22 protein-coding genes are annotated in these 26511 nt (G+C 59.9%); 10 read left to right on the plus strand and 12 right to left on the minus strand.

What is annotated here, in order from left to right; translation table 11 throughout:
- Positions 1 to 4 precede the first annotated feature (4 nt).
- Positions 5 to 907 carry a LysR family transcriptional regulator gene (locus BM074_RS11785; RefSeq protein WP_091922172.1) on the minus strand — a complete coding sequence of 301 codons (903 nt, stop codon included), beginning with the start codon at positions 905 to 907 and terminating at the stop codon, positions 5 to 7.
- Positions 908 to 1048: 141 nt separating this feature from the next.
- Here BM074_RS11785 and BM074_RS11790 point away from each other — a divergent pair, with 141 nt between their 5' ends.
- On the plus strand, positions 1049 to 1306 hold the full coding sequence (locus BM074_RS11790; RefSeq protein WP_091922174.1) for a hypothetical protein: 258 nt from the start codon (positions 1049 to 1051) through the stop codon (positions 1304 to 1306).
- Between the two features lie 221 nt (positions 1307 to 1527).
- Complete coding sequence (locus BM074_RS11795; protein WP_027231808.1) at positions 1528 to 2526, plus strand: GlxA family transcriptional regulator; 999 nt, start codon at positions 1528 to 1530, stop codon at positions 2524 to 2526.
- 1 nt (position 2527) lies between these two features.
- Here BM074_RS11795 and BM074_RS11800 read toward each other — a convergent pair whose 3' ends face one another.
- From BM074_RS11800 to BM074_RS22715, 5 genes are all read right to left on the minus strand, one after another.
- A complete protein-coding gene (locus BM074_RS11800) occupies positions 2528 to 3379 on the minus strand; it encodes a DUF1194 domain-containing protein (protein ID WP_091922176.1) in 852 nt (283 codons plus the stop codon).
- Positions 3380 to 3520: 141 nt separating this feature from the next.
- Positions 3521 to 6037 carry a GcvT family protein gene (locus BM074_RS11805; RefSeq protein WP_091922178.1) on the minus strand — a complete coding sequence of 839 codons (2517 nt, stop codon included), beginning with the start codon at positions 6035 to 6037 and terminating at the stop codon, positions 3521 to 3523.
- 228 nt (positions 6038 to 6265) lie between these two features.
- Entirely contained in the window at positions 6266 to 6529 is a 264-nt protein-coding gene (locus tag BM074_RS11810) for a hypothetical protein (RefSeq protein ID WP_091922180.1), read from the minus strand.
- A gap of 119 nt (positions 6530 to 6648) precedes the next feature.
- The gene (locus BM074_RS11815; protein ID WP_228019400.1) at positions 6649 to 9051 is read right to left on the minus strand and encodes a mechanosensitive ion channel family protein; all 2403 of its coding nucleotides are present in this window, start codon (positions 9049 to 9051) and stop codon (positions 6649 to 6651) included.
- A 44-nt stretch (positions 9052 to 9095) separates the two neighbouring features.
- Complete coding sequence (locus BM074_RS22715; protein WP_139217655.1) at positions 9096 to 9428, minus strand: hypothetical protein; 333 nt, start codon at positions 9426 to 9428, stop codon at positions 9096 to 9098.
- Here BM074_RS22715 and BM074_RS11820 point away from each other — a divergent pair.
- Genes BM074_RS11820 through BM074_RS11830 form a run of 3 tightly spaced genes read left to right on the plus strand, consistent with a single transcriptional unit; the run spans position 9421 to position 13260 of the window.
- Complete coding sequence (locus BM074_RS11820) at positions 9421 to 9696, plus strand: sarcosine oxidase subunit delta (protein WP_027231813.1); 276 nt, start codon at positions 9421 to 9423, stop codon at positions 9694 to 9696. The genes BM074_RS22715 and BM074_RS11820 overlap by 8 nt on opposite strands.
- Positions 9693 to 12680 (plus strand): sarcosine oxidase subunit alpha family protein, encoded by a 2988-nt coding sequence (locus tag BM074_RS11825; protein ID WP_091922182.1) that lies wholly within the window; start codon positions 9693 to 9695, stop codon positions 12678 to 12680. Before BM074_RS11820 ends, BM074_RS11825 begins: the two co-directional genes overlap by 4 nt.
- Positions 12673 to 13260 (plus strand): sarcosine oxidase subunit gamma, encoded by a 588-nt coding sequence (locus BM074_RS11830; RefSeq protein ID WP_027231815.1) that lies wholly within the window; start codon positions 12673 to 12675, stop codon positions 13258 to 13260. The genes BM074_RS11825 and BM074_RS11830 overlap by 8 nt, the downstream gene beginning before the upstream one ends.
- 3 nt (positions 13261 to 13263) lie before the next feature.
- Here BM074_RS11830 and BM074_RS11835 read toward each other — a convergent pair whose 3' ends face one another.
- The 4 genes from BM074_RS11835 to BM074_RS11850 form a co-directional block, all read right to left on the minus strand.
- On the minus strand, positions 13264 to 14475 hold the full coding sequence (locus BM074_RS11835; RefSeq protein ID WP_051614965.1) for an NAD(P)/FAD-dependent oxidoreductase: 1212 nt from the start codon (positions 14473 to 14475) through the stop codon (positions 13264 to 13266).
- Between the two features lie 62 nt (positions 14476 to 14537).
- A complete protein-coding gene (gene guaD / locus BM074_RS11840) occupies positions 14538 to 15848 on the minus strand; it encodes a guanine deaminase (RefSeq protein WP_091922184.1) in 1311 nt (436 codons plus the stop codon).
- Positions 15845 to 17074, minus strand: a complete 1230-nt coding sequence (locus tag BM074_RS11845) for a urate hydroxylase PuuD (protein WP_091922186.1) — start codon at positions 17072 to 17074, stop codon at positions 15845 to 15847. Before BM074_RS11845 ends, guaD begins: the two co-directional genes overlap by 4 nt.
- Before the next feature lie 54 nt (positions 17075 to 17128).
- Positions 17129 to 17839, minus strand: a complete 711-nt coding sequence (locus BM074_RS11850) for a 2OG-Fe(II) oxygenase (protein ID WP_091922188.1) — start codon at positions 17837 to 17839, stop codon at positions 17129 to 17131.
- Between the two features lie 202 nt (positions 17840 to 18041).
- Here BM074_RS11850 and BM074_RS11855 point away from each other — a divergent pair, with 202 nt between their 5' ends.
- The 5 genes from BM074_RS11855 to BM074_RS11875 all read left to right on the plus strand — a co-directional run bounded on the left by BM074_RS11855 (position 18042) and on the right by BM074_RS11875 (position 24758).
- Entirely contained in the window at positions 18042 to 18470 is a 429-nt protein-coding gene (locus tag BM074_RS11855; RefSeq protein ID WP_091922189.1) for a hypothetical protein, read from the plus strand.
- Positions 18471 to 18572: 102 nt separating this feature from the next.
- Positions 18573 to 21101 (plus strand): protein translocase subunit SecD, encoded by a 2529-nt coding sequence (gene secD, locus BM074_RS11860; protein ID WP_091922191.1) that lies wholly within the window; start codon positions 18573 to 18575, stop codon positions 21099 to 21101.
- Between the two features lie 185 nt (positions 21102 to 21286).
- Positions 21287 to 23044 (plus strand): YbaL family putative K(+) efflux transporter, encoded by a 1758-nt coding sequence (gene ybaL, locus BM074_RS11865; RefSeq protein WP_027231822.1) that lies wholly within the window; start codon positions 21287 to 21289, stop codon positions 23042 to 23044.
- Between the two features lie 43 nt (positions 23045 to 23087).
- Positions 23088 to 24038, plus strand: a complete 951-nt coding sequence (locus BM074_RS11870; RefSeq protein ID WP_027231823.1) for a lysylphosphatidylglycerol synthase domain-containing protein — start codon at positions 23088 to 23090, stop codon at positions 24036 to 24038.
- Positions 24039 to 24197: 159 nt separating this feature from the next.
- Positions 24198 to 24758, plus strand: coding sequence for an alpha/beta hydrolase (locus BM074_RS11875; protein ID WP_091922192.1), 561 nt, complete (start codon positions 24198 to 24200; stop codon positions 24756 to 24758).
- An 11-nt stretch (positions 24759 to 24769) separates the two neighbouring features.
- On the opposite strand, the gene cysW is transcribed toward BM074_RS11875, so the two are convergent.
- Together cysW and cysT are read right to left on the minus strand one after the other, a co-directional pair.
- The gene (cysW, locus tag BM074_RS11880; protein WP_027231825.1) at positions 24770 to 25645 is read right to left on the minus strand and encodes a sulfate ABC transporter permease subunit CysW; all 876 of its coding nucleotides are present in this window, start codon (positions 25643 to 25645) and stop codon (positions 24770 to 24772) included.
- Positions 25629 to 26471 carry a sulfate ABC transporter permease subunit CysT gene (gene cysT / locus BM074_RS11885; RefSeq protein ID WP_027231826.1) on the minus strand — a complete coding sequence of 281 codons (843 nt, stop codon included), beginning with the start codon at positions 26469 to 26471 and terminating at the stop codon, positions 25629 to 25631. The genes cysW and cysT overlap by 17 nt, the downstream gene beginning before the upstream one ends.
- Positions 26472 to 26511 lie beyond the last annotated feature (40 nt).

Here is a 26511-nt window from a genome sequence, read left to right on the forward strand (position 1 = left end):
TGACTCAGAGCCTGCCGGTCCGCTCGTACCCTTCGAAATAAACCCTGAGATGCTGGGCGACCGCCTTCACATGGGCGCCTGCATTCTTGGCGACCAGCATTCCAAGCTTCGATTCGCCGAGCCGCGGCAGGCCATGCTCGGATCCGAGTTGCACCATATTATCGTCCAACAGGAACTTCGAGAACGGGGCAACGGCGAGATCGGCGAGAATGGCGGCGCGCTGGCCCATCGTGTGCGCACTCATATAGGCCACACGATAGTCGCGGCCCGCGCTTTCGAGCGCGCTGATCGCATTGGCGCGCCATATGCACCCCTCTTCCCACATGGAAAGCGGCAACGGATTACGCTCATGCGCGGTGCCGCACTTGGCACCGGCCCAGATGATCTCCTCGGTCATGAGGATTTCGATCTCATCGACCTTGGCCAGCGTTTCGTTGACATTGACCAACGTTACGTCGAGGCGCTGCTCATCGAGCCGCTTGCGCAGGCCGTTGCTCTGATCGATGACAACATCCACCGTGACATCGGGATGGGTTTCGGCGAATCGCTTCAACACGAAGGGAAGAACCCGCTCGCCGATATCGTCTGGCGCGCCAAGGCGCACCACGCCCGACACGGTGGGCGCAATGAACTTTGCCACCGTCTCGCGATTGAGCGCCAGCATACGCCGCGCATAGCCGAGCAGGACCTCGCCGCTCGGCGTCAATTTTACTGAACGCGCATCGCGTTCGAGCAATACGTGACCAAGCGTTTCCTCAAGCTTCTTGATCTGCATCGAAACGGCTGAGGGCGTGCGGAACACCGCATTCGCCGCACTCGAAAAACTACCCGTCTCCGCAATCATCGCGAACGTGCGCAAGACGTCGAGATCCAGGATCGGGATGGGATGATGCATTGGTGCTGACATATCGCCAAATCCTCCATCAATTTTTCTTAAGCATAGTGTTCCGTAATTTCGTTTGATTGAACATCAACTTGGGCAGATAGTCAAGATCATAGAAACGGACGGCGTTGAAATTGCCACCGTATCCCTAGAGAGGAGAAGACAATGTCTACCTGTGACGAACTCTATCATCGCAATGCAAGCGTGGCCGAGCGTCTCGCCTCATTCGCAACCGATCAGCTGCACCGCTGGGCTGAAGGCATGAACTATGCTCGCCAGCTCATTGCTCGCCGTCGCCGGCTGCGCGAAACGGAATTGGCGCTTGATTCGCTCCCGGACAGCATCCGTTGCGACATTGGCTGGCCGGACCTCTATGAACGACAGATCAGGGACTACAACGAAATCAAGCCTAGCCGGCGCTAAGATCATGAGACTAGCCTTGTAAAGGGAGCGGATAACGGCGTATCCGCTCCCTTTTATCATATGTGATGCCTGCGCTTTTGCGACACAGGGCAAGACCCTTCCATTTAGAATAATTCTATGTTTCTATCTGCAAAAAAGCTCAAAAGACCACAGCAGTAATCTGAAGCCACTGCTTCAGTTGCGACATGGCCTTGAAGCCAATAGCGGGAACACAGAATCAAATGGATCATGTTGGTCTGACCAAGCGGTCTTTCGTATTTTTCCTCGTACCGAACTTTTCGATGATCGCATTTGCGACAGCGATCGAGCCGCTGCGCATTGCCAATAGAATGCTTGGATACGAAGCCTATCGCTGGCGCCTTGCTTCCGTGGATGGGAAGCCGGTGACGGCATCCAACGGCGTCGAATGCGCCGCATCCTCATCACTGGAAGACGAACGTCGCTACCTCACGGGCGGAGATCGACCGTCCATGGTCTTTGTCTGCTCGGGCGTCCACGTCGAGAAATTCCAGAACAAATCCGTGTTCGCGTGGCTCCGCGAAGAGTTCAACCGCGGCGTCGCCGTAGGCGGCCTTTGCACCGGCGCGCACATCCTGGCGGCGGCCGGTCTGCTTTCGGGCAAGCGCTGCGCCATCCACTGGGAAAACCTCCCGGGCTTTGCCGAAGCATTCCCCAAGGCAGATGTCTACGCCGATCTCTTTGAGGTTGACGGCAACATCTATACCTGCGCCGGCGGCACCGCGGCGCTCGACATGATGCTCAAGCTCATCGGTGATGATTTCGGCGACAATATCGTCAACCGCGTCTGCGAGCAGGCCCTCACCGACCGTGTTCGCAGCCCGCACGACCGCCAGCGCCTGCCGCTGCGGGCGCGTCTCGGCGTTCAGAACTCAAAAGTTCTGACGATTATTGAACTCATGGAAGCGCGCCTCTCCGAACCCCTGTCGCTGATCGAGATCGCCGATCATGTCGGCCTGTCGCGCCGGCAGATCGAGCGCCTCTTCCGCCAGGAAATGGGTCGATCCCCTGCCCGCTACTATCTTGAAATCCGCCTCGACCGCGCGCGCCACCTGCTGATCCAGTCGTCAATGCCGATTGTCGAGGTCGCCGTTGCCTGCGGTTTCGTCTCCGCTTCGCATTTCTCCAAATGCTACCGCGAACTCTACGGCCGCTCGCCGCAACAGGAGCGCGCGGACCGCAAGCAATTGATGGCGGCTTAAGTTACCGGGATTCCCAGTCCTGCATGCGGCGCTGCCATATGCGCTCGCCGGAAAGGCAATCATACATGGGCTTGTCCTCAGCGAGTATGACGGGCAGTTTCCCCGCATCCCGCCAATCGGCCTTCTGAACTGCCGGCGTCTTGCCAGCGAGTTCCAGCACCAGCTTGCGGCGGACCGCCTCCGGGAACTGATCCCATGAATTGACGGGGATCATGAAGGCGCCGGGACCGCCGATCACGCAGTTGCTGTAATAGATATCAAGATCGGCAACGGCCCAGTCTGAATAGAAATCGCCCCGCGTCATCAGCGGCAACCCATTGACGACGATGCCCTTGGCCACCGCCTCATTGCGTGCATCGGCTACCGGACGGCCATTATTGTTGGCGCCGTCGCCGGAAATATCGATGACCTTGCGCATGCCCTTGAAGCCGTTATTGTCGAACAGCGAACTGCCGAAATCGATGGCGCCGGAAATCGATGTGCGGCTTTGGGTCGAAGGTATCGGCTGATCCAGCGCATCCGCCAGTTTCTGCGATGCTTCCGCACTGTCGACCAGTGTCCAGGGAATGATGATCCGCTGGACGGTCGAGCCGGCCCATTCGACATAGGTGATCGCGACGCGTCCGTTCACCCCTTCGCGAATGGCATCAATAACTTCCTTGCGCCGAAACGCAGCGATATAGCCCTCGCGCTGAATCTTCTGCTCGAAAGGCTCCATTGAGCGCGAAGCATCGACGGCAAGAACAAGTTCGACGTCCACATCGAGATCGGCGGCAAGCGCGCGCGTTTCAAAGCTGGCGATCAGTGCCGCCAGTGACAGAAAACTGCAGAGAGCTTTCCTTCGCGATGACATGAAGCAAAGTGTAGCGCAAAACGTTGCAACGCAAAGCAACTTCCAGTGCGTTCACATTCTGTTGAACAACCACAGGTTCAAACGCAGAAACGGCGCCTCCACGGCGCCGTCCAGCATTTCAGTTTGGCTATTGCGAAGACGCTACGCCTTTAGCCGTTCGTTCTCGGTGTCGAACGGCGATTCTGGAATGACGGTGACCTTGTGCATCTTGTCGAGGATCTTGATCTCGAGCTGTGTGCCAAGCGCCGAATATTCCGGCTTGACCATGGCAAGCGCAATGCTCTTGCCGAGGCGCCAGCCATAGCCGCCATGGGTGGCGCGGCCGACGAGTTCGCCTTTCACATAGATCGGTTCGCTGCCGCGGGCATCAACGTCAGAGACGCCCGGCACATGCACTTCAAGCGTGACAAAATTCCATTTCAAGCCGACTTCGCGAGCCTTCACCACCGCGTCGCGGCCAATGAACTCGCCCTTGTTCGGGTGCACGAAACGATCAAGACCGCTTTCGAAGGCATTGTATTCGATCGACAATTCGCGCGGGATCAGACGGTACGACTTCTCGACGGCCATAGCCGTCATCGCACGGATGCCGAACGGCTTGATACCGAATTCGGCGCCGGCCTCGAGCAGGAGATCGTAGAGCGTATTCTGTTGCTCGATCGGATGGTGCAGTTCCCAGCCAAGCTCGCCAACGAAGTTGACGCGCAGCGCATGTGCTGTTGCCGTTCCGACGCTGATCTCCTTGCCCGAAAGCCAGGGGAAAGCTTCGTTGGAAAGATCGGCGCGGGTGAGCTTTTCCAGAACCTGCCGGCTCTTCGGACCCGCAAGCACGAGGACCCCGTACATCTGGGTAATCGGGCGCAGCGTCACCGAGTCATCGTCGGGCAGCAGCTTGTGCAGATAATCGTGGTCGTGGTTTTCATAGGCGCCGGCCGAGACAAGGTAGAACTTGCCGGGCGCCCATTCATAAACGGTGAACTCCGAACGCACGCCGCCGCGCGTTGTCAGAAGATGGCAAAGGGCAATTCGGCCCTGCTTCTTGGGGATGCGATTGGCAAGGATTGAGTCGAGCCAGGCGCGCGCACCGGGTCCGGTAACTTCCATCTTGGCGAAGGCCGACATGTCGAGCAGGCCGACATTGTTGGTGACATTCTTGATCTCGTTGCCGATATGCTCGAAATAGTTGGAGCGGCGGAACGACCAGAGTTCCTTCACCTTACCTTCGGCATCCGGCTTGGGATGATTCTGGTTCATGAGAACATCGGGCTTTTCCAGCTTGGCGACGTCGAGCCCATAACCTTCAGGCGCAAACCAGTTGGCCCGTTCCCAGCCATAGACGGTTCCGAATACGGCGCCGAGCTTCTTCTGGCGGTCGTAGGACGGCGAACGCTTGAGCGGCCGCGCTGCGCCGCGTTCTTCGTCCGGGTAGTGGACCGAAAAGACCTCGGCGTAGGCTTCCTCGTTCTTCTCCTTGAGATAGCCTTCGGTCGCATAGGGACCGAAGCGGCGCGGATCGACGCCCATCATGTCGATTGAGGGTTCGCCCTCGACGATCCATTCGGCCAACTGCCAGCCGGCGCCGCCTGCGGCTGTCACGCCGAAGGAGTGGCCTTCGTTGAGCCAGAAATTCTTCAGGCGCGGCGCAGGTCCAATGATCGGCGAGCCGTCAGGCGTATAGGCGATTGCGCCGTTATAGACCTTCTTGATGCCGACCTCGGCAAAGGCAGGAACGCGAGCAATCGCGGTTTCGATGTGCGGTTCGAGCCGGTCGAGATCCTCCTGGAAGAGTTCGTACTCGCTCTCGTCCGACGGGCCATCGACATAACAGATCGGCGCGCCTTTCTCGTAAGGTCCGAGCAGCAGGCCGCCATTTTCCTCGCGCATATACCAGGACGAATCGCTCTCGCGCAGCACGCCCATTTCCGGCAGGCCCTTGGCCTTGCGCTCCAGGATCGCCGGATGCGGCTCGGTGACGATGTACTGGTGTTCCACCGGAATGACCGGAACATCGAGCCCGACCATCTTGCCGGTCTTGCGGGCGAAGTTGCCGGTTGCCGATACGACGTGTTCGGCGGTGACGTCACCCTTGTCCGTCTTCACCAGCCACTGGCCGGAGGGCAGTTGCTCGATGCCGAGCACGGTCGTGTAGCGATAGATGGTTGCGCCGTGATCGCGCGCGCCCTTGGCGAGCGCCTGCGTGAGGTCCGCGGGCTGGATATAGCCATCGTCCGGATGCTGGATCGCGCCGAGAATGCCGTCGATTTCGGCGAGCGGCCAAATTTCCTTGACCTGCTGGGGTGTCAGAACCTTGACCGGGACGCCGATCGTCTCGGCGACGCCTGCGTAATACATGTACTCGTCCCAGCGGTCCTTGGTGCGGGCGAGACGAATATTGGAGCAGTTGGTGAAGCCGACATTCATGCCGGTTTCCTTCTGCAGTTCTTGATAGAACTTCACCGAGTACTTATGGATCTGGCCGACCGAGTAGCTCATGTTGAACAGCGGCAGCAATCCGGCCGCATGCCAGGTTGAGCCCGAGGTGAGTTCCTTGCGCTCGATCAGGACAACGTCGCTCCAGCCTTTCTTGGCAAGGTGATAGAGCGTCGAGACGCCCACCACACCACCGCCGATAACGACAACACGCGCCTCAGTCTTCATTGCACTTTATCCTTTGATATCGATCGATGGGCGAAAAGCTTGCGCCGGTTTTTTTGCACTATGCCGCCCAGCATGTCCATCGCTAAGGCCTGTTTGCGACATGGCGAAAACACGCCGCGACGCGTGGCAAACAGTCAAGGACTTGCTAGGCCATCCGGTGCCTGAAAAACCAATGGCCGGCTGGAAATCAATCCAGCCAGCCACCGTTCCTTCAAGCTTTTCGTCAGGCTATTTGATCGAGATCTTGCCGCCGGTCATTTCGACGGTCTCGCCACCAGTCAGTGCCTCGCGGTCGCCGTTCGGAAAGGTGACGAAGCAACCGCCGCTGCAGAACTCCACCGTCTCACCGGCGCCAACCTGCAATTGGGTCTTGGTCGAACCTTCGGTCACGACAAGCGTCTGCGCATTGGTGTCATTGTTCTTTACGCTCGCCGCATAAGCCGATCCGATCGAAATCGCACTCGCCGCAACGGCAATCACAAACTTCTTCATTCCATACCCGGTGGCAGCCACCGCCCCTGTTGCAGGGCCCCGCCAGGCCCTTTGTCACCCACATTTATAACGGCATCAACGTGAACGGCAACTGAACACTGGACCCCGGGCGCAAGCGACTATTGTTTGAACTTCTTGCCATCTGCCGCAAGTTCGTCGCGCACGCGTTTGGTCAGGAGTTCGACGATCGAATCCGCATCCTCCAAATGCAGGTTCACGTCGCGCTGCGGATAGGGAATTTCAATTCCTTCTTCTGAGAAGCGATCGATGATGGCAAATCGGACATCGTTCTGGACCGAGCCGGAATTGGACAGATCGGCAAGGTGAACCCTTATTTCGAATTGCATGGTCGAATCGAGAATTGCCGAGAACGCCACGAAGGGTTCGGGGTTCTTGAGCACCAGAGGATGGCTGCGGGCGATCTCCATCAACAGGTCATGAACGCGACGAGGATCGACCTTGTGAGAAACGCCGATGGCAATATCAACGCGCCCAAGCTTGTTGCGATGCGTCCAATTGCCGACGCTGCCATTTATGAACGACGAGTTCGGAATGATGAGCGACTGGCGCTGGAAGGTTTCGACCTCCGTTGCGCGCACGCTGATCTTCTTGACGATGCCGCCGACGCCGCCGGTCTCGATCCAGTCGCCGACCTTGAACGGCCGCTCGGCAAGAAGAATGAGGCCAGAGACGAAGTTTGATACGATTGCCTGCATGCCGAAACCGATACCGAGCGAGAGACCACCGGCAACGAGCGCAAGGCTGGAGAGGTTTATGCCCGCCGCGGAGACGCCGATGACGGCAGCAACGCCCAGGCCGAGATAACCGACTGCGGTCCTGATCGAGTTGCGCACGCCGGAATCTAGCTTGCCACGCGCCATGACGCGCGTGTCGAGCCAGCCCTGGAACCAGCGCGTGAAGAAATAGAACAGCGCGAATAGAAGGACGCCGGTGGCGATCGCGATTAGGGAAATGTTGAAAGAGCCAATCTGGAAGCCGGTGGCGATCGTCAGGAACCATGCCGACATCTCGCTCCACTGGAAGCCCCATAGCAGCAGGATGACCGGGATGCCGAGGATGACGACAAAGACGTTGATGACGATGCTGGCAACGAGACCGAGCTGGTCCATAGTCGTCTCGTCAAGCCCGAACCGTTTCTGTATTGCCTGGCCGAGCTTGGTGCCGGCCAGCGCATTTTCGTCCGACACCGCCCTCGCCGTCAGGAAGCCGAGATACATCGTCACAAGCACGGCGCCGTTGATGATGATCTGCTGCGAAACGAAGCGGGCAAGCCCGATATAGCCGAAGAACGCCGCGATGATAGGAACGAGGCCAATCGTAAAAAGGAATATCCGCATGGCGCGCGGCCAAGGTTTGGTCGCCCCGCTCTCGGCGTCCTCGAGCGGCTTCAGGAAGGCCATTGCAATGATCAGCAGGCCGACAAGGACTGTGGCGAAGAGGCTCTTGGCAACAGTCAGCGACAGCGCCGATGCGGCGATCTGGTTGATCGTATCGGCAATGTAATCAAGTCCGGTGATCGTCGCCGTCGCCGTGATCAGCACCATGAGAATACGGCCCGGCCGCGGAGCGACCCGCACCAGCCGCCAGTTTGGCGCCCCGGGACAGATTACCGCCTGCGCCAGGGCATGCACGAAGAAGACGATGCCGATCACGCAGAAGAGCATGTAGATCAGCGATGCAATGTCCGGCCGCATCACATTGAAATAGCCCAGGAAAAGGTAAGTCGTCGCCAGGAACACGATCACGGTGAGCGAGCGCATCAGCGTCGACCAGAATGCCACCGCGAGGCGGCTGAGATATGATGGCGCCTCGATGCCCGGATCGCGGAAGTAGAGGTGGCCGATCGTACGCCGGCCGCCGATCAGCAGTACCAATGCGGCAATACCGGCAAAGAAGGTGGCAGCCAGCATCGATTGCCATTTGAACGTGACCACAAAGCGCCACCAGGACGAGACGAGCCTGTTCATCGTCTGCAGTTCCTGGCCATAGGCGGTGACGATCTCGCTGCCGAGCGAATAGTTGATATCGACCCGCTGCGATAATGTGTTGGTGAAGAGCTCGCGCCGCGCCTCGCCAATGGCATCGATCATCCGGTTGACCTGGATCAGCAGGTCTTCGGTCTCGCCAAGAACCGCATTGATTTCCGCCTTCTCAGTCGTCAGCCGTATGCGCTCGTCGGTGACGATCTGGGCCTCCGGCGGCTGGCCCTGTGGCGGAGGCGGTCCGAGCTGATCGAGACGAGCGTTGATTTCGGTGATACGCGGGCGAAACGACACGCCGATGTCGAGGAGTTTCTTCGATGTGCCTTCAAGGTTGAGGCGAAGGTCGGCGAGCGTGGCGTCCGTATCGGCCTTCAGCTTCTGCTGGTCGTAGTTCGAGATTTGCTTCTTCACGGCATCGATTGCAGGGCGCTGTTCGGCGACAACTGCCGACTCGACGTCCGGTACGGCATCCGGCGCCTGCTGCGCGCTTGCATATGGAACCACGGCTGCCAGAAGCATTACCGCGACAATCATCGATACGAACTGCCGGATCATGCGGAAAATCACGATTTCATATCCACCTGTGAACTGTCTTCGTTGCGCATAAGCATACGGATCTCGGCACAATCAAGGCTGTTGTTGATTTCATTGCCTGAATGGTCGGCGCAGCGACAGTGCCCGCCGCAATCGTGGTGATCGAGCTTTGCTTCGGACAGTAGCATAATCTGGGGAATACCATGAAGAGCCGGAGCACAATTCGATCGTGCATTTTGCCCGAATACAACCGGGCTCGTCTTGACCCGTCCCTTGAGTTTCTGCTGGATTGGGCTTCCCGATACCAACGCCGCCATCAACGTCCAAACGATTCGCCTTCGAGACAATGAGATCATGATCATCAAATGCCCCTATTGCGGACCGCGCGACGTCATCGAATTTACCTATCAGGGCGATGCGACGCGAAAGCGCCCGGAGCCCTTGTCCAACGATCCGGACGTCTGGAACGCCTATGTCTACGACCGCAGCAATCCATCGGGATTGCACCGTGAGTTCTGGCTGCACAGCGGCGGCTGTCGGCAGCATCTGGTCGTTACCCGCGACATGACCACCCATGCCATTTCATCCGTGGCTTTTGCGCGCGACGTTGCGAGCGGTGGACAGGCATGACGAGTTCAAGGCTTCCCAAGGGCGGACGCATCGAGCGTTCGAAATCGGTTCGCTTCACCTTCGACGGCAAGGCTTACAGCGGTCATCCCGGCGACACGCTCGCTTCGGCGCTGCTTGCGAGCGGCATCACCCTTTTTGGCCGGTCGTTCAAGTATCACCGGCCGCGGGGCGTGTTTGCCGCGGGAAGCGACGAGCCGAATGCGCTTGTCACCGTGCTTTCCGGCGACGTCCGCGAACCGAACGTGCGCGCAACCGAGCTTGAGATCCATGACGGGCTGGTAACCCAAAGCCAGAACCGCTTTCCCTCGCTCGACCATGATTTCATGGCCATCAACCAGCTGGCCGGACCGCTGTTTTCCGCCGGATTTTACTACAAAACGTTCATGGGCCCGGCCATCGGCCCGCTGCGTGGCACGCGGTTCTGGATGTTCTGCGAAAAATTCATTCGCCGCGCAGCCGGCCTCGGCAAGGCCGGCACCGCGCCCGATCCGGATCGCTACGAACGCATGAACGCCTGGTGCGACGTGCTCGTCGTCGGCAGTGGTCCTGCTGGCCTCACTGCGGCGGAAGCAGCGGCCGGCACTGGCGCGCGCGTTATCATTGCCGAAGAAAGGCCGCTTCCGGGAGGTTCGCTGCTCGCCTCGGCCGAGACGATCGACGGCCGCGACCCGTCGGTTTGGGCACGTGAAAAGGCGGCGGCTCTGGCAGCCATGCCGAATGTGCGCTTTCTGACCCGGACGTCGGTTTGGGGCTATTACGACGGCAATGTCCTGACTGCCATCGAACACGTCTCCGACTTCAAGCCCAACCGCACCAAGGGACAGCCCCGCCAGCGCCACTGGATCATTCGTACCGGCAAGACCATTCTTGCAACCGGCGCCTTCGAGCGGCCCATGGTCTTCCCGGGCAATGACTGTCCAGGCGTCATGCTCGCCGACGCAGTGCGCCGCTATGCGGTGGAATATGGCGTCGCAGCCGGGAGCAACGTCACGCTCTTCACCAACAATGACAGCGCCTACGAAGCCGCGCGGGCGCTTTCCCTTGCAGGCGTCAATATCGTCGCCATCGTCGATGTTCGCGCAGATGTGTCGGGTGCCTGCCGCGATATCGCCACTGCGGCAAACGCCGAGCTTCTGACCGGCCATGCCGTGACTGGAACCCACGCCGGCAAGACGTTGAGTTCGATCACGGTCCAGCATTTCAATGCCGAAACAGGCCGGGTCTCAGGTGCGCCCCGCGAAATCCGCACCGACTGTCTTGGCGTTTCCGGCGGCTGGTCACCGGCCATTCACCTTGCGAGCCAGGCCGGCGGCAAGCCGGAATGGGACGAGGACCTGCAGGCATTCCTGCCGCCCGAACCGAACCAGAACTGGGTGGTGACGGGTGCTGCCGCCGGTTACATGGATACGATCAGCGTGCTCTCCGATGCGGCGACCAAGGGTTCGGCCAAGAGCCGGCTGGTCTTGCCGCCTGTCGAAGCGCCCATGCTCGACGCCTCGCCTGCGCCTGTGTTCCAGGTCGAACCTTCGGCAAAATCGCAAAAGGCATTCGTCGATTTCCAGCATGATGTGACCGCCGACGATGTTCGCCTCGCCTATCGGGAAGGCTTCCATTCCGTCGAGCATCTCAAGCGCTATACGACCCTCGGCATGGCGACGGATCAGGGCAAAACCTCGAATGTCCCCGGCCTCGCGATCATGGCGGATGCCCGCGGCATCTCGATACCGGAAGCTGGCACGACGCGATTCCGCCCACCCTTCACGCCTGTGTCGTTTGGCGCTCTCGCCGGCGAACGCTACGGCGACCTGCGTCCGCATCGGCTGACCCCGATGCATGACTGGCACCTCGCCAACGGCGCCAAGATGTACGAAGCCGGTCTTTGGCACCGTCCGATGATCTATGGCAGCCATGGCGAAACGGTCGAGCAGGCCTATGTGCGCGAGGCGCGTGCCGTGCGCCAGAGCGTCGGCATTGTCGATGTTTCGACACTTGGCAAGATCGATATTCAAGGACCGGATGCGGCGGAGCTTCTCGACCGGGTCTATACCAACATGTTCTCGACCCTGCCGGTCGGCAAGGCGCGCTACGGCCTGATGTTGCGCGAGGACGGGCTTGCCTTCGATGACGGCACCACCTGGCGCCTCGGCGAGACGCAGTTCTTGATGACGACCACGACCGCGAATGCCGGCCCGGTGATGCAGCATCTGGAATATTTCCTCGACTGCATCTGGCCGGAACTGCGCGTCCATCTGACCTCGGTCACCGACGTATGGGCGGGTACGGCCGTTGCCGGACCAAAGGCACGCGCGCTGCTGGAAGCCTGCGTTACCGGCACAAAGGTCGACAATGACACTCTGCCGTTCATGGGCATCGTCCATGGCAAGATCGAGGGCGTACCAGTCATGGTCTGCCGCCTCTCGTTCTCGGGCGAACTCGCCTATGAAGTCTATTGCGGTTCGGGCTACGGGACGAGGGTCTGGGAAGCCCTGCTCACGGCCGGTAAACCGTTCGACGTCATGCCCTACGGCCTTGAGGCGCTTGGAACGCTGCGCATCGAGAAGGGACACGTGACCGGCGCCGAGATCGACGGACGCGCCAGCGCCCATGATCTTCACCTCGACTGGATGCTGTCGAAGAAAAAGCCATTCATCGGCTCCGCCATGCTTGGCCGCGAGGGGCTCAAGGACGAGAACCGGCTTTCGCTCGTCGGCCTCGTCTCGCTCGACAATCAGGCGATCACCGGGGGCAGCCACATCGTCACCGATGCAAGGCCGCGCGAGCCCGCCGACAGCTTTGGCCATGTCACCGCTGCCTGCTATTCGCCGGCGCTCGGCAAATATATCGCGCTGGCGCTGGTCAAGCACGGAACGTCGATGATCGGCAACCGCGCCTTCGCCACCGACCTTTTGCGCGGCAGGCACTGCCCGGTCGAGATCGTCAGCCACCATATGTATGATCCAGAAGGGAGCCGCATGCATGGCTGAGCTTCAATCGCCAATCGGCTCTGCCTACGTGACGGGCGATCATGGCAATGCCGCCGGCGGGGTCGGCGTGACGATCCGCGAGCGGATCGGACTTTCGATTATCCAGATCACCGCCTGGAGCGACACCATTCCAGAAGTGCTGACCGCCATAGGCAGCGCGACGGGGCTCGTCTTGCAGAACAAGCCGGGGCTCGGCCGCGTTGCCGGTGAGAAGTCAGTGTTCGGCTTTGCGCCCGGACGCTATTTTGTCGTCGCCGCAACGCCCGAACTTGAGCTGCGCCTGCGGTCCGTCATTTCCGCCGACCTTGCGACGATCATCGACCTCACGCACGGGCGGACGGTTATCCGGGTCAGTGGCCCTGATGCCGAATGGGTGCTGTCCAAGCTCTTCGCCATCGATTTTTCGGAGCACGCCTTTCCTATCGCCTATGGGCGGGCGACCCTGCATCACGACATCCACGCCAATATCCAGCGTATCGACGACGAGACCTTCGACCTTTATGTCTTCCGCACCTTTGCGCGGTCGTTCTGGAAAACGCTCGGCCATGCGGCAGAAGAAGTTGGGTACAAGGTCGAATGATCGCTATTTGAAGGCGAACACATCCGCGTCAGGATCACCAGTGCCGGTGATCTGTCCGCGAATGATCTGCGCGGCGACCATCGAGAACGTAATTCCGTTGCCGCCATAGCCGAGAACGGCATAACAGCGGTTCATGCCGGGTACCGGCCCGATTGATGGCAGACCCGTCTCGCTCGCACCAAAGCTTCCGGTCCATGCATAGTCTGCCTCGGCGCTAACGTCGGGGAACAACTTCTTGAGCTTGGCGAGTATCGCTTTCGTTTTCGCCGGCAGCTTGCCGTCGCGTTTGTCCTCGTCCTCGAACTCCTCATCCTCGCCGCCGACGATGATGCGCCCGTCCGCCGTCGTGCGCATATAGAGGTAAGGGTCGGAGGCTTCCCAGATCAGGCAGCGTTGCGGCCACGGCGTCTGCTTTTGCGGAACCGTCGCAACGGCCCAGGTCGAGATGATCGAATGCCCCTTTTGCGGCACCTGCTTTGGTATTTCGTATCCGGTCGCGAAGATCAGGTGCTTGCAACGGATCGTCTGTCCGGTCGCAGTCATGGCCCGAACCCCGCGGTCGGCCGGTTCGACAGCCACGATGTCGGCGGGCGCGAAGACCTTCGCTCCGCGCCCTATCGCCGTTTTCAAATAGCCTGCTGCAAGCTTGCGCGGATTTGCCTCTATATTGTCGAAGCTCATCAATGCCGCTTCGCGGTCGATGTTGAACACCGTCTTCAGTTCTTCGCGGCCAAGCAACTGCGTTTCAAAACCGGCGCGGCGTCGCGCGGCAAGCTCCTTTTCCAGGCCGTCCTTGTCGAGGAGATTGCCCGCGAGATAAAGCGAATCGCGATTTTCCATTTCGCAGTTTATCTGCAGTCGCCGCGTCCGCTCGCGCAGGGCATCGACGGCAAGCTTCGATCGGCGCCACGCACGCTCGGCATCATTGATACCGATCTTGCGCGCGAGTTGATGCAGAGGCGTGTCAACTTCAAATTGCAAAAGGGCCGTGCTCGCCGGCGTGGACCCCGTAACCGGTTTGCGCCTGTCGAAGACGCAGACACTGAAACCAGCCTCCGTAAGGCTTTCGGCCATCAGCGCGCCGCTGATGCCCGCCCCGATGATCGCAACATCCGTTCGGATATCTTCGACCAGAAGTTGCGTCTCGATACGGGGTGCCCGTCGGGCGAGCCAGATCGGCTGGCCGGTTCGCAAATCGCGATGTTGTGTGATCATAAGGCTTTCGCAGGTGCGAGGAAGTGACTGCTGCCAAACGGTGCGGATGCTGTTGCGGTTCCCTACAGCGTCGATTTGGCCGGTCGGCCCGCGACATAGACCTCGACGATGGACCGGTCATCGCCCATGGTCTGGAGAAGGAAGAGTTCCTCGACCAGCGTCTCGACCGTTTCCATGCGAAGCCGCATGGCCGGCGTGGCGCCCGCATCGAGGACGATGCAATCCGCTTCTGTTCCCACTTTAAGCGAACCGATGAGATCTTCCAGCGACAGCGCCCGGGCATTGCCAAGCGTCGCCTGATAGAAGGAGCGCAGCGGATGATAGCGCTGCCCCTGGATATTGAGGATCTTGTAGCCTTCATCGAGCGTGCGTAGCATGGAGTAGGATGTCCCGCCGCCGATATCCGTCGCAATGGCGTTGCGGACGGAGGGCTCCGAAGCGCGCAGCCGGGCAAGATCGAACAAACCGCTGCCGATGAAGAGATTTGACGTTGGGCAGAAAACCGCAACGGAACGGCTCTCCGCAATAGAGCGGATTTCGGCGTCCGTCAGGTGAATGCAATGCCCGAGAAGCGTTTTCGGCCCCAGCAGCCCATAGTGTTCGTAGACGTGCGTATAGTCGCGGCTCCACGGAAAGAGTTCGGCGACGAAGGCGATTTCGGCAGTATTTTCGCATAGATGCGTCTGAATGTGCAGGTCCGGATGTTCGCGGGCAAGCGCGCCGCTCATCTCCAGTTGCTCCGGCGTCGATGTCGGCGCAAAGCGCGGCGTGATGGCGTAGTGCTGCCGGCCCTTGCCATGCCATTCGGCGATGAGCGCCTTGCTATCGTCATAGCCCGACTGCGCCGTATCAAGGAGACCCGGCGGCGCATTGCGGTCCATCATCACCTTGCCCGCCACCATCCGCGTATTGCGCCGGTGCGATTCGGCGAAAAAGGCCTGGACCGATGCCTTGTGCACCGAACAATAGGCGGCCGCGGTCGTGGTTCCGTGGCGGATCAGTTCATCGAAAAATGCCGAGGCGATGCGTTCCGGGTGGCCCTGGTTCGAGAATTTCTGTTCCTCGACGAAGGTGTACTTGTTGAGCCACTCGAGCAACGCACCCGCATAGGAGCCGACGACCTGCATCTGCGGAAAATGGATATGAGCGTCGATGAACCCCGGCATAATCAGGTGCGGGCGATGATCGATGACCTCGACGTTGCGGCCCGCGCCCGCTCGCAGCGCCGAAAACTCGTCCATTGCTGCAATCGTGCCGTCGCACAGCAAGAGGCCGCCGTCCTCGATGTAAGTGAAGGCGTCGGCGCTCGCCTCGCCTGCTATCGGCTCATCATGGAAGGTCAGAAGGCGGCCGCGTAGCAGAACTTCGGTCATTGCACCGGCTTTCCAGCGGTCGCGCTGCGATACCAGGCGACGAGCAAGGCGCGTTCGGCGTCGGTCACCTGCGTGACATTGCCCGGCGGCATCGCATGACTGGCGCCGGCCTGGATATAGATCTCGCTGGCATGCGCGGCGATCAGGCCATCCGTGTCGAGCCTGACGCCCTTCGGCGGCAGCAGGATACCCTCCCACGACGGCTCGGCGGAATGGCACATCGAGCAGCGGCCCAACACCGTGTCGCGCACCTGTTCGAAATGTGCCGCGGTCAGGAATGGTTCGGCTGCCCGCGAAACCTTTGCCTCCCCGGTCAAAACCCTGGGGACCGTCGAGAGCCAGATGATGACGATGAACAGTATGGCGCTCGCAAGCCAGGTCCAGTGTGGATTGCCTGTTCCGGCGTGGCGCGAATTGAAATAGTGGCGGATCAAAACACCGATGATGAACACGAGCGACGCGATGATCCAGTTGAACGCCGTGGACGTTGCCAGCGGATAGTGGTTCGACAACATCAGGAAAATGACGGGTAAAGTCAGGTAGTTATTATGTGTCGAGCGTTGTTTTGCCTGCTTGCCGAGCTTGGGATCGGGCGATTTTCCGGCAATGAGGTCAGCGACGACCTTCTTCTGGTTGGGGATTATCAGCAGGAACACATTCGCCGACATGATGGTCGCCGTGAATGCACCGAGATGCAGGAAGGCGGCGCGGCCCGTGAAGATATGCGTGTAGCCCCAGGCCATGAAGACGATGACACCATAGAGGATGAGCATCAGCGCCGTGTCGTTCGCCGCGAGCGGTGATTTGCACAGGAGGTCGTAGATCAGCCAGCCGATCGAGATCGAGGCGAGTGAAATGAGGATTGCGACCCACGTCGAGACATCGAGCACATTGCGGTCGATGAGATAAAGGTCGGCGCCGGCATAGTAGACGATGCAAAGCAGCGCAAAGCCGGAGAGCCAGGTCGCATAGGACTCCCACTTGAACCAGATGAGGTGCTCGGGCATGTGCGCCGGCGCCACCATATATTTCTGTATGTGGTAGAAGCCGCCGCCATGCACCTGCCACTCCTCGCCGTTGACGCCTGCAGGCAGAGCGGCGTGGCGGCGCAGGCCGAGATCGAGCGCGATGAAATAGAAGGACGATCCGATCCAGGCGATTGCGGTGATGACATGCAGCCAGCGTGCGGCGAAGCTCAGCCATTCCCAGAAAATGAGATAATCCATCGACGCCCCACGAGATTGCCGCGCTACAATGCGGTCGTTCGCGGGTCGATGCAACTATTTCGAATCGTGAAAGATAATGCCGAGCGTGTGACGCTTGCCGCTGCGCAGGCGGCTGACACCGTGGCGCATATTGACCCGGTAATAACCTCGCGAACCCTTGACCGGACGATTGCTTACCGGAAAGATCACGGCATCGCCTTGCCTGAGCGGCACAACTTCGACGCGTGACTGCATGCGGGGCCGCTGCTCGGTCAGAACGAATTCGCCGCCGCTGAAATCCTCGCCCGGACGCGACAGGAGAATGGCGGCCTGGAGCGGGAAAACATGCTCGCCATAGATATCCTGGTGCAGGCAATTGTAGTCGCCTTCCTTGTATTCGAGCAGCAGCGGCGTCGGCCGGTTCTGGCCGGCTGCATGGCAGCGTTCGATGAACGCTGCGTGCCCGTCCGGATAGCGTACATCGACGCCCATCAACTCATTCAACCGATTGGCGATGCCGGCGAGCGGCCCGTAAAGCGATTGGCGAAGATCGTTCACCAGCGGCGGCAGCGGATAGCTGAAATATTTGTATTCGCCGCGCCCGAAGCCATGTTTGGCCATGACGATCCGCTTGCGGAACTGGTCGTCGTCCCCATAACCCGCTGCCAGCTGTTCGCACGCCTGTCGCGACAGCACCTCTTTCAAGATCACATAGCCGATATTGTCGAGACTTGTCGCAATGTCGTTCCACCGTGTGGTGGCAAGTGGCGTAACGCTGTCAGTCATGTCATGGCCTCCATGCAATTTTCTGTCGGCCTTAGAGTGCGCTTAGTCTCGCAGGGTTCCACCCGTTTCCTGCGCGGCAGTGCGTTTTTTCTTGGCCGAACCGGTTTACACGTCGATTTTAAGTGACTCAGCCGACAAGACTTCATAATACAGGAACCAACGAGGCGCTTTGCGCCGCGGGAGATTGATATTGGGTAGCGGCATGGACAAGCATGGAAATAGCAGGACAGGAAAGCGCAGCGCTGCTCCGCTCCTGATCTCTGTTTTCTGGCTTGTCTCCACGATCGGCGCGGCCCTTGGCGCCTCTTACATGTCGGGCCCGGACCGCAATCTGGCCGAACGGGCGATCGGCGCGGCCAAGTCGCACGCAACACGTGTCGCCCACGAAACCGACAACCACTCGACTCCGGTCGAGCGGCCCATGCGCGTCATCGCGCTTGAAGCGCTGCATCTGAAAATCAAGAGCGGGCTCGGCGCCGACAGCGGTCCCCAGGATGCATTGCTTCCGGACGGATCGCGGCTTACGCTCGCCGACCAGACCGGTATCCGGATTTTTGCGCCGAGCGCCACATTGCTTCTCGGCCACGATCCGCTATTCAGCGCCCGCGCGCCGCCGCGCGCCCTTGGCTGATATCACCATTTCCGGCAGGAAATGACGAACAACTTCGGCGCTCGCCAGGCAGACGCGTAAGCAGTTCCCGGCAGTGCCCCCATCTCATAACGGAAAACGACCATGCGTACTTCGAGGTGGGTCCTCTGGACCTATATTTTCATCATTCTGGCGGGTATTACGCTCGCGCTACCCAATCTTTTCACCAAGGCACAGCTTGATGCGATGCCGGGCTGGTTCCCCAAGAAGCAGGTTGCACTCGGCCTTGACCTGCGCGGCGGTTCCTATCTCGTTCTCGAAGTTGATGCCGCGGCCCTGAAGAAGGACCGTATCCGCTCGATCCTCGATGATGCACGCGGCCATCTGCGCACGGCGAAGATCCAGCCGCAGTCGGTGCGTGTTGCCGGCGATTCCGTTATCGTGACGCTTTCCGATCCGTCGCAGCGCGATGCCGCGGTGGCTGCCTTGCGGGAATTGTCTTCGCAGGTTGCTCAGGTCGGTTTCGCCGGCCCTGTCAGCGATATAGACATCACGTCGACCGACAATCAGATCCGCCTGACGCTCACCGAGGCCGGCATGAAGGACAAGCTCGACAATGCCTTGCAGCAGAGTCTTGAAATCGTCCGCCGCCGCGTCGATCAGGTCGGCGTCGCCGAACCATCGATCCAGCGTGTCGGTTCCGACCGTATCGTGGTCCAGCTGCCCGGCCTCCAGGATCCGAGCCAGCTGCGTGCCCTGCTCGGCAGCACGGCCAAAATGACGTTCCATATGGTCGCCGACCATGATGCCGGCACCAACCCGCCTCCCGGCGTGTCGATCCTTCCCGACGCCAAGACTCCCGGCGTCACATTCCCGGTCGAGGATCGCGTTGCGATCAGCGGCGAACGGTTGACCGACGCCCGCGCCGCCTTTGATCAGCAGACCAACCAGCCGATCATCACGTTCCGCTTCGATAATGTCGGCGCACGTCAGTTCGCGGACATCACCAGCCAGAATGTCGGACGGCCGTTCGCCATCGTGCTCGACGGCAAGGTTTTGACCGCACCGGTCATCCAGGTGCCGATCACCGGCGGCTCGGGCCAGATCACCGGCAATTTCACCGTACAGGATACGGTGACGACCGCGGCGCTGCTGCGCGCCGGCGCGCTACCGGCTCCGCTTACCGTCATCGAAGAGCGGACGGTCGGTCCTGATCTTGGCGGCGACGTCATCAAGATGGGCCTTTTGACCGGTTTTATCGGCTTCGCCCTCGTCGTTGCCTTTATCTTCATCCTCTATAGCGGCTGGGGTCTCATCGCCAACCTTGCCCTTGCTCTCAACGTTGCCCTGACCTTCGGCATATTGAGCTTGCTCGGAGCGACGCTGACGCTGCCCGGCATCGCCGCCATCATTCTCGGCATCGGCTTTGCGGTCGACGCGAATATTCTCATCAATGAACGTATCCGGGAAGAAGCGCGCAAGGGTATCGGCGCGATGGCCGCGGTCGATCGTGGTTTCAGGCTCGCCTATTCGACCATTGTCGACGCCAACGCCACGCACCTTATCGCGACGTTCCTGCTGTTCCTTTTCGGCACCGGCCCGGTACGCGGCTTCGCGATCACCATGATCATCGGCGCTCTCGTCTCGATGTTCACCGCCGTGACCGTCGTTCGCATCATCATGATGGCGATCGTGCGTCGCCGCAAGATGAAGACGATCCGCATCGAGCACCTGTTCAAGCTCGTTCCGGAGAACACGAACATCTCGTTCATGAATGCCCGCTTCTTCGGTATCGGCGTGTCGATCTTCCTGTCGATCGCATCGGTGATCCTGTTCATCCATCCGGGCCTCAACTACGGCATCGACTTCAAGGGCGGTATCCAGGTGGATGTGACGACATCGCAGCCGGCGGATCTGGCCACCATGCGCTCGACGCTCGAAGGTCTCGGCCTTGGCGAAGTCGCCCTGCAGCAGGGCGGCGGCGACAATCGCGTTCTCATCCGCGTCCAGCGTCAGGAAGGCGGCGAAGAGGCGCAGACCGTTGCTGTCACCAAGGTCAAGGATGCCGTGCAAAAGCTTGACCCCGCCGTCAAGTTCGAAAGCTCGGAAGTCGTCGGGCCTAAGGTCAGCGGCGAGCTTGCGCGGTCCGGCATCCTTGCCGTCGTCCTAGCCAGCCTTGCCATGCTGTTCTACATCTGGTGGCGGTTCGAGTGGCACTTCGCGCTGGGCGCCATTGCGACACTCATTCTCGATACCACCAAGACCGTCGGCTTCTTTGCGCTGATGGGCCTCGACTTCAACCTGACCGCCATCGCCGCACTGCTGACGATCATCGGCTACTCGGTCAACGACAAGGTCGTGGTCTATGACCGCATGCGCGAGAACCTGCGCATCCACAAGAAGATGCCGCTGCGCCAGATCATCGATCTCAGCATCAACCAGACGCTGGCGCGCTGTATCTACACCTCATTGACCGTCTTCCTCGCCATGCTTCCGATGGCGATCTGGGGCGGCAAGGCGGTCGAGAACTTTGCGCTGCCGATGCTTTTCGGCGTGATTATCGCGACAAGTTCCTCGCTCTTTATCGCAGCACCCATCCTGCTCTTGCTCGGAACCTGGTGGGAGAAGAACCACCAGCACCGCATCGGTGAAAAGCCGGTCGCGCAAAGTTGATGCCGCGCGACCAGCACAAAGCCTAAATATTTGCGGCACATGGAAAAAATGCCTTTCATGTGCCGCAGAATTGACGAAAGCGGTTTGCAAGACTTCCCCGGTACGCAATACTGCTGCGACAGGACGCTGTTTGCAGGTTCATCAAATTTCATTTTTCAACGATCCCACGGAGGAGATGCCGACATATGCCTCATGAAACGCCGCTGATTGCGACAATCGTCATTGGTCTGGTTCTGGCCTTTATTTTTGGTGCGATTGCCAATCGGTTGCGAGTTCCTCCCCTTGTCGGATATCTCCTCGCCGGCGTGCTCGCCGGCTCCCATACCCCCGGTTTCGTCGCCGACCAGAAGCTCGCGGCGGAGCTTGCCGAAATCGGCGTGATCCTGCTTATGTTCGGCGTTGGCCTGCATTTTTCCCTGAAGGACCTTCTCTCCGTCCGCGCAATCGCCATTCCGGGCGCCGTCGTACAGATCGTGGCGGCTACAATCCTCGGCGCGGGTCTCGCCTGGATCCTTGGCTGGGGTCTGCAGGCAGGCCTTGTCTTCGGTCTGGCCCTGTCCGTAGCAAGTACGGTCGTGCTGCTTCGCGCCATGCAGGAGCGCCGCCTTATCGAGACCGAGCGCGGCCGCATCGCCGTCGGTTGGCTTATCGTCGAAGACCTTGCCATGGTCCTCGCGCTCGTCCTGCTGCCGGCAATTGCCGGCGCGCTCAACAGCGGCGGTGACGGCGAGCAGGCCATGCGCGCGCTCAGCGATCCGATCGTCAACTATTTCAACCTCGGCGTCCTCGGCGTCATCCTTTTGACCCTCGGCAAGGTAGCCGCCTTTGTGGCCGTCATGCTCATCGTCGGCCGACGCGTCATTCCCTGGACGCTGCACGCCATTGCGCATACGGGCTCCCGCGAACTGTTCCGCCTCGCCGTACTCGCCATCGCGCTTGGCGTCGCCTTCGGTGCGGCAAAGCTCTTCGGCGTATCGCTGGCGCTTGGCGCCTTCTTTGCCGGCATGATCATGAGCGAATCCGAGCTCAGCCACCGCGCTGCCGAAGAATCGCTGCCGCTGCGCGATGCTTTCGCGGTACTGTTCTTCGTTTCGGTTGGCATGCTGTTCGATCCGATGACAATCGTCCAGGATCCGCTGCCGCTACTGGCAACGCTGGCGATCATCGTCATCGGCAAGTCGCTCGCTGCTTTCTTCATCGTGCGCGCCTTCGGTTATCCGTCCGGCACGGCGCTCATTATTTCGGCAAGTCTGGCGCAGATCGGCGAGTTCTCCTTCATTCTCGCCGAGCTTGGCGTCGATCTTGGCATGCTGCCGCAGGAGGGACGCGACCTCATCCTTGGCGGCGCCATCCTGTCGATCCTCGTCAATCCGCTGGCATTTGCCGCCGTGACATATCTCAAACCCAGGCTGGAAAAGCGGGCGGCGGCAACCGAGCCTGTTGCGGACGCGGCCGAACCTTCCACTGTCGAGGCGGAGGCCGTGGAGGAAGTGCAACCCACCACGCTGACCGATCATGCGGTGCTCGTCGGCTACGGCCGGGTAGGCAGTCTCGTTGGCGAGGCGCTCAAGGAACGAGGCAAGCCGTTCCTCGTTATTGAAGATGCCGACAAGACCGTCGCCAGGTTGCGGGATGACAATATCGAGACCATCGTCGGCAACGCCGCCAATGGCGACGTACTTGCGGCGGCGAATCTGGTTGGAGCCCGGCAGTTGATTCTGGCGATCCCCAATGCTTTTGAGGCCGGGCAGGTCGTCGTCAAGGCACGCGCCGCGAATCCGACGATCAACATTCTGGCGCGCGCCCATTCGGACGCCGAAGTGCAGCACTTGCAGGACCTCGGCGCCGATACGGTGATCATGGGAGAACGCGAGATCGCGCGCGGTCTGGTTTCCCAGATTCTCGGTCTCGATGAACCGGTGCCCGCACCATTGACTGAATAAAGACAACAATAAAAGCGACCGGTATGAGTGGGCAGGACCGAGTATGAAGCTGAAGGATTATGTATGGCCGGTTGTCGGACTGGCCGCCGTCGGGATTTCCGTATGGCTCCTCTACAAGGAGCTGCGGAGCATCTCGCTGGATGACGTAATCGACAGCATCTACGCGATTCCTCCGCATCGCTGGGTCCTCGCCGCGCTGTCCTCGCTTGCCGCCTACGCGGCTCTTGCCGGCTACGACCGCGTAGCGCTCCTGCATCTTCGCCGCAAGATTTCGTGGCTCTTCATCGCGCTATGTTCCTTCACAACCTATGCGCTGTCCCACAATATCGGCGCGTCGGTGCTTTCAGGAGCCGTCGTTCGCTATCGCGCCTATTCCTCGCAAGGGATGAGCGGATCTGAAATCGCTTTGCTGATTGCCTTCTGCTCCTTCACTTTCATGCTCGGCATACTGACGCTTAGTGCTTTCGTGCTTTTGATCGAGCCGGAACTACTTCAGCGCTTCAACGCGGATTTGCCGGTTTCCGTGGGCTATGTCCTCGGTTATGGCTCGTTGGCCATCGTCCTCCTCTATGTCTTTGGCAGCTGGCTGCAATTCAAACCCTTGCGGATTCGCCAGTTCACGCTCGAATATCCGCGTCTCTCGGTTGTCGCGCAGCAACTGATCGTCGGACCGCTGGAGCTCATTGGCGCTGCGGCTATCATCTATTTCACGCTGCCCGCCGAAGGAAATCCCGGGTTTCTGATCATCCTCGGCATTTTTCTCGTGTCGTTTTCAGCGGCTCTGATCTCGCATGCGCCTGGCGGTCTCGGCGTTCTTGAACTCGTATTCCTGACCGGCCTGCCCGACATGAACCATGCCGACGTTCTCGCCGCGCTTATCATCTTCCGTCTGTTCTATCTCCTGATCCCGTTTGCCCTGTCGCTGCTGGTAGTCCTTTATTTCGAACGCTCCCAGCTTCTCATCCGCTGGTACAAGAAAGACGGAGAAACGTAAGCGGCGCTTTCCACGCAAGCGCGGTTTTGCAGGGCCAGATTTTCCCATTATGCCGGCTCTTTAGTGGGCTGTTTCTTCAAGAATTGTCGCGGCAACCTTATTTTTGGGCCACATCAGAGTTCCTTCAGCCGATTTTGCAGCAAGGGAGTTGTGGCACCGATGACGACATTGATCATTCCGGGATATCGCGGGTCCGAAAGCGGCCATTGGCAAAGGCAATGGCTTGCCGAGGATGAAACCGCCCATCTCGTGGAGCAGGACGATTGGGAAAACCCGGTCCTGTCACAGTGGCTGCACGTGCTGGAAGCAAAGCTTGCCGAAACTCCGGATGCGGTTCTCGTTGCGCACAGCCTCGGCTGCGTTCTCGTCTCTCACCTCGCAAGCCGGCCCTCGGCAGCTCACATCGCGGGAGCCGTACTCGTTGCGCCCGCCGACGCTGAGCGCATGGCATCGCAGGATTCGAAGTTCGAGAGTTTCGCGCCCCTGCCCCGCTACAATCTCGGTTTCCCGTCGATCGTCGTTGCCAGCCGCAATGACCCCTACATGTCGTTCAAGAAGGCGGAAGCCCTTGCCGGCGTCTGGGGTTCGGGTTTTGTCGACCTGCAATATGCCGGCCACATCAACGTAGAAGCGGGGTTTGGCGCGTGGCCGGACGGCCATGTCCTTGCCAACTCGCTGCGACGCCCGCAGCGAGACTACCGGCCACAGCGCGCCGCCTGAGCCTGGCTTCCTTAGCCAGCCCGTTGCTTGCGTTCGAGCACGTACTTCAACACTAGCGTCACGATTGCGATCAACGCCAATGTCGATGAAGCGGCAAAGGCGCCGGTAACGTTGTAATCGTTGAACAGCAATTCGATCTGCAGCGGCAATGTATTGGTCTGACCGCGAATGGCGCCGGACACGACGGATACCGCACCGAACTCGCCCATGACGCGGGCATTGCACAGCACCGCGCCATAGAGCAGCGCCCATTTGATGTTCGGCAGCGTCACATAGCGGAACGTCTGCAATCCGGTGGCGCCCAGCGTGATGGCTGCCTCTTCGTCTTCGCTGCCCTGCGCCTGCATCAGCGGAATGAGTTCACGGGCGACGAAAGGGCTGGTCACGAACAGGCTGACGAGAAAGATCGCCGGCACGGTGAACATGATCTTGATGTCGTAACTTTCGAGTAGCGGCCCGAGCAGTCCCTGGCTGCCGTAGAGAAACAGATATGTCACGCCGGCAACGATCGGCGAGACCGAAAATGGAATCTCGATAAGGCTGATCAGAAGCTGGCGACCCGGGAAGCGATACCGTGTCACCAGCCACGCGGCGCAGATGCCGAACACCATGTTGATAGGCACGACCACGATCGCGGTAAGCACCGTCAGCCAGATTGCATGCAGCGTCGCCGGCTGCGTGATCTGCGAGAAATAGACGCCCATACCTTCGCGGAACGCATAGGTGAAGATCACCAGCATCGGGACGCCGATGAAAAGCGCCGAAAGGATGAACGCGGCGCCGATGAGAACGCGATGGACTGCGCTCGCCGCTGGCTTGCCGCGCCGGGGTGAAGAATAGGCCGTGACGGCCGGCGCGGGCAGCGCGGATTCAGTTGCGTTCTGCATATCTCAAATGCCAGGCCTGGATCGAGTTGGTTATGACGAGCATGAGAAAGGCGGTGACCAGCATCACTGTCGCCAGCGCTGCGGCGGCCGGATAGTCATATTCATCGAGCCGGATGAAAACGAGCAACGACATCACCTCGGTTTCAAAAGGCAGGTTGCCGGAGATGAAGACGATCGCCCCGAACTCGCCGAGGCTGCGCGCGAAGGACAGACTACAACCCGCTATAAATGCGGGCAAAATTGCCGGCCAGATGACCCTTGTGAATATTTGCCAATTGGAGGCGCCGAGGGATCTCGCCGCCTCTTCGACGTCACTGGCAAGATCTTCCAGCACCGGCTGCACCGTACGGATGACGAAGGGGATGCTGGTGAACATCATGGCGAGCGCGATGCCGAGAGGCGCATAGGCGACCTTGATACCGAGCGGCTCGAGATAGCGCCCAAACCAGCCATTGGCCGAAAATACGGTGACCAGGGCAAGACCTGCGACCGCAGTCGGCAGCGCGAAAGGCAAATCGACAATGGCATCGAGCAACCGGCGACCCGGAAACTCATAACGCACCAGCACCCAGGCGAGCAGCATGCCGAACATCGCATTGAGAAGGGTTGCCAGCGCAGCCGTCGATACCGTGATGCGATAGGTGGCAAGCGCTCTTTCCGAGGTGACGATCGTCCAGAAGTCCGCAAAGCCGAGATTGGCCGACTTGTAGAGCATGGCAACAAGCGGCAGCGCTACGATCACCACGAAATAGAGCAAGGTCACACCAAGGGTGAGACCGAAGCCTGGCAGAATTCCGCGCGAAGAAGACCTTGAAAACAATGACATTCCAGCTTTCTAGCCTGTGCATGTCCGAATGCAAGTCGTG

The organism is Phyllobacterium sp. CL33Tsu, from assembly GCF_900113985.1.
In the GTDB taxonomy this organism is placed as follows: Bacteria; Pseudomonadota; Alphaproteobacteria; order Rhizobiales; family Rhizobiaceae; genus Phyllobacterium; species Phyllobacterium pellucidum.

Bases quoted from the DNA above. Each gene is read 5' to 3' on its own strand.
- BM074_RS11785 (WP_091922172.1), bottom strand. From the start codon at position 907: ATGTCAGCACCAATGCATCATCCCATCCCGATCCTGGATCTCGACGTC.
- BM074_RS11790 (WP_091922174.1), top strand. From the start codon at position 1,049: ATGTCTACCTGTGACGAACTCTATCATCGCAATGCAAGCGTGGCCGAG.
- BM074_RS11795 (WP_027231808.1), top strand. From the start codon at position 1,528: ATGGATCATGTTGGTCTGACCAAGCGGTCTTTCGTATTTTTCCTCGTA.
- BM074_RS11800 (WP_091922176.1), bottom strand. From the start codon at position 3,379: ATGTCATCGCGAAGGAAAGCTCTCTGCAGTTTTCTGTCACTGGCGGCA.
- BM074_RS11805 (WP_091922178.1), bottom strand. From the start codon at position 6,037: ATGAAGACTGAGGCGCGTGTTGTCGTTATCGGCGGTGGTGTGGTGGGC.
- BM074_RS11810 (WP_091922180.1), bottom strand. From the start codon at position 6,529: ATGAAGAAGTTTGTGATTGCCGTTGCGGCGAGTGCGATTTCGATCGGA.
- BM074_RS11815 (WP_228019400.1), bottom strand. From the start codon at position 9,051: ATGCTTCTGGCAGCCGTGGTTCCATATGCAAGCGCGCAGCAGGCGCCG.
- BM074_RS11820 (WP_027231813.1), top strand. From the start codon at position 9,421: ATGATCATCAAATGCCCCTATTGCGGACCGCGCGACGTCATCGAATTT.
- BM074_RS22715 (WP_139217655.1), bottom strand. From the start codon at position 9,428: ATGATCATGATCTCATTGTCTCGAAGGCGAATCGTTTGGACGTTGATG.
- BM074_RS11825 (WP_091922182.1), top strand. From the start codon at position 9,693: ATGACGAGTTCAAGGCTTCCCAAGGGCGGACGCATCGAGCGTTCGAAA.
- BM074_RS11830 (WP_027231815.1), top strand. From the start codon at position 12,673: ATGGCTGAGCTTCAATCGCCAATCGGCTCTGCCTACGTGACGGGCGAT.
- BM074_RS11835 (WP_051614965.1), bottom strand. From the start codon at position 14,475: ATGATCACACAACATCGCGATTTGCGAACCGGCCAGCCGATCTGGCTC.
- guaD (WP_091922184.1), bottom strand. From the start codon at position 15,848: ATGACCGAAGTTCTGCTACGCGGCCGCCTTCTGACCTTCCATGATGAG.
- BM074_RS11845 (WP_091922186.1), bottom strand. From the start codon at position 17,074: ATGGATTATCTCATTTTCTGGGAATGGCTGAGCTTCGCCGCACGCTGG.
- BM074_RS11850 (WP_091922188.1), bottom strand. From the start codon at position 17,839: ATGACTGACAGCGTTACGCCACTTGCCACCACACGGTGGAACGACATT.
- BM074_RS11855 (WP_091922189.1), top strand. From the start codon at position 18,042: ATGGACAAGCATGGAAATAGCAGGACAGGAAAGCGCAGCGCTGCTCCG.
- secD (WP_091922191.1), top strand. From the start codon at position 18,573: ATGCGTACTTCGAGGTGGGTCCTCTGGACCTATATTTTCATCATTCTG.
- ybaL (WP_027231822.1), top strand. From the start codon at position 21,287: ATGCCTCATGAAACGCCGCTGATTGCGACAATCGTCATTGGTCTGGTT.
- BM074_RS11870 (WP_027231823.1), top strand. From the start codon at position 23,088: ATGAAGCTGAAGGATTATGTATGGCCGGTTGTCGGACTGGCCGCCGTC.
- BM074_RS11875 (WP_091922192.1), top strand. From the start codon at position 24,198: ATGACGACATTGATCATTCCGGGATATCGCGGGTCCGAAAGCGGCCAT.
- cysW (WP_027231825.1), bottom strand. From the start codon at position 25,645: ATGCAGAACGCAACTGAATCCGCGCTGCCCGCGCCGGCCGTCACGGCC.
- cysT (WP_027231826.1), bottom strand. From the start codon at position 26,471: ATGTCATTGTTTTCAAGGTCTTCTTCGCGCGGAATTCTGCCAGGCTTC.